We start from the raw sequence: 2,684 nt of genomic DNA on the forward strand, positions 1-2,684 counted from the left end.
ACCCTCCGCCATCGCCGTCACGCCTTGATCAGCCCCGCGCCCTCCAGGGCGCAGGCCGCGGCGGCGACGGCGTCGAACGGCAGCCCCGACCGCTCGGCGACGTCGAGCAGACTGTGCTCGCCGCCGGAGAGGCTGAGCACCCAGAGCATGGCCATCTGCGCCTGCCGGGCGTCGCTGCGCCCGCCGAGCGAGTCGTACAACCCGCGCCTGCCGAGCTGCGGTTCGCCGTACGGGCTGAGGTTGACATAGCGCCGGTTGCGGTCCAGCACGGCGAACGCCTCGCGGCAGACGGCGAGGGTGTCCGCCATCGCCTCGGGCGAGACGAAGTCCATATCGTCCGCAGAGGTGTGGTACTCGGGATAGCCGGCGTACGGGGTCCGGGTGAGCGAGCCCACGCCGAGGTCGAATCCCGGCGAGCAGTACTGCCGCTCGTCGTAGCCGTAGGGGGTGAACGCGGTGACGCGGTGCGGGCGTTCGGAGGCGGCCAGCACGTGCCGCAGCACACGGTCGATCTCCGCGTCGCCGCGCCTGCTCTGCTTGTACGTCAGCTGCCCCCGGTCGCCGGCGCAGGCCAGCACGAGACCGTGCTTGACGCGCTCCACCCGCTCCGCGTTGCGGGCCAGCCAGGTGATCGCCCCGATGGTGCCGGGCGCGAAGATGAACCGGTAGGTGTAGTACGGCGTCCCCTCCCCCAGCGCGCGGGCCAGGAGCGCCGCTACGGCGATGCCGGCCAGGTTGTCGTTGGCCAGCGACGGGTGGCAGACGTGGCAGGAGACGATCACCTCGTCGGCGGTCTGCCCGGGGACCACGTGCTCGGCGTAGGTGAGGTGGCCGTCGGCGAGGGTGGAGTCGATGCGTACCTCGTAGTCGCCGTCCGGCAGCGCGTCCAGGGTGTCCTGGGAGAGGCAGAACCCCCAGCGCGGCTCGTAGTAGCTGGTGCGGTAGGGCACCAGGGACGGCTGGTCCGGCAGGGTGTGCAGGTGCCCGCGCAGCTCCGCCAGCGGCAGGGTCGCCGAGACCGGCACGCTGTAGCCGACGACGTGCAGGCTGGACGCGGCGAAGTCGACGACGCGTGTCCCGGCGGTGTCGGCGATGTAGGCGTCCCGGACGTTCCACTCCTGCGGCACCGTCCAGTCGAGCACCCGGGTCCCGGTCGGCACCTCGTGCACCCGGAGCGGGACGTACTCGCCGACGATCTCCAGGGTGGCGCGCACCCCGTCGCCCGTGATGCTGCGGCAGAGCGGGTACAGCCGCTCCACCAGCGCGTACATCTCCTCGCCCGCCGCGGTCACCGGCGCCGCCGCAAGGTGGCGTCCACGGCCCCGGCCGCGGACGCCTCGCGCAGCACGGCGAGCCGGGTGAAGCGCCGCTCGAAGTCCTCGCGGGTCAGCCCGTGGGCGCGGTAGGCGTCGGCGAGTTCGAGCGCGCCCTGCTTCACCGTCCACTCGCAGTCGAAGCCGGGCAGGGCGGTGCGGAACCGGGAGAAGTCCACCCGGTACGAGCGCGGGTCGGCGCCCGTCTCCCCGGTGATCACCACCCGCGAGCCGGGGACCGCCGCGGCGACCTGCTCGGCGATCTCGGCGACGGTGACGTTGTTGAACTCGCTGCCGATGTTGAACGCCCGGTCGTGGACCGCCTCCCGGGGGGCGGCCAGCGCGGCGGTGAAGGCGCGCGCGATGTCGGCGGCGTGCACCAGCGGGCGCCAGGGGGTCCCGTCGGAGAGCACCAGCACCTCGCCGGACAGCAGCGCGTGACCCACCAGGTTGTTCAGCACGATGTCGGCGCGCAGCCGGGGCGAGAAGCCGAAGGCGGTGGCGTTGCGCATGTACACCGGGCTGAAGTCGCCGTCGGCCAGCGCGTGCAGGTCGTCCTCCACCCGCACCTTGGACTCCGCGTACGGGGTCACGGGGCGCAGCGGCGCTTCCTCGGCGACCAGTTCGCCGCCGCCGGCGGCGCCGTAGACCGAGCAGGTTGAGGCGTACAGGAAGCGCCGCACTCCGGCGTCGCGGGCCAGCCGCGCTAGTCGTACCGACGCGTGGTGGTTGATGTCGTAGGTCAGCTCCGGCGCCAGCGATCCCAGCGGGTCGTTGGACAGCGCGGCCAGATGGACCACGGCGTCCACCCCGGCCAGGTGCGCGGCCGTGACGTCGCGCAGGTCCACCTGCCGGCCCGGCGGGTCCGCGGGCGGCGGGCCCAGCACGCAGTCGGCGAAGAGCCCGGCGTCGAGCCCGGCGACCTCGTGCCCGGCGGCGCGGAGCCGCGGGGCCATGACGGTGCCCAGATATCCCTGGTGCCCGGTGAGCAGTACGCGCACGGTTCAACCCCCCAGGTTGAGAGTGAGTTTGGTGACGGCGAACGCCTCGGCGTAGTGCGCGTGGCATTCGATGCCGCGGATCCGGGCGAGGCCGAGGAAGGCTTCCCGGTCGTACCAGGGCCGGTGCCGCTGCGAGGCGTAGTGCTCCTGGAGCAGTCGCACCTTGCGTTCCGCGGTCTCCGCCGACAGCGGCTGGTACGCGACCGGGCGGCCGAGGTCGCCGTCCCACTTGACGATCTCGTAGCCGAGCACGAGGTGGTCGCGGAACGCGGTGGTGATCAGCTTCGCCAGGCCGCGGTGGTCCTGGTGCGCGTCGTCGGTGCGCGGCGCCAGCACCACCCCCGGCTCGGTCCGCCCGCGCAGTTCCTCG

The 2,684-nt window shown here is 73.1% G+C and carries 3 protein-coding genes; all 3 read right to left on the reverse strand.

The features are described 5' to 3' along the window. Positions 1-17 precede the first annotated feature (17 nt). On the reverse strand, positions 18-1,271 hold the full coding sequence (locus H5J30_RS26195) for a DUF4910 domain-containing protein (RefSeq protein WP_181789808.1): 1,254 nt from the start codon (positions 1,269-1,271) through the stop codon (positions 18-20). A 17-nt stretch (positions 1,272-1,288) separates the two neighbouring features. Further along, complete coding sequence (locus H5J30_RS26200) at positions 1,289-2,314, reverse strand: NAD-dependent epimerase/dehydratase family protein (protein ID WP_181789807.1); 1,026 nt, start codon at positions 2,312-2,314, stop codon at positions 1,289-1,291. A 3-nt stretch (positions 2,315-2,317) separates the two neighbouring features. Then, positions 2,318-2,684: PIG-L deacetylase family protein (locus H5J30_RS26205; RefSeq protein ID WP_374101027.1), on the reverse strand; the 367-nt coding region annotated here is incomplete at its 5' end.

It is taken from the genome of Streptomyces phytophilus (assembly GCF_013870535.1).
GTDB classification, from domain to species: Bacteria; Actinomycetota; Actinomycetes; order Streptomycetales; family Streptomycetaceae; genus Streptomyces; species Streptomyces phytophilus.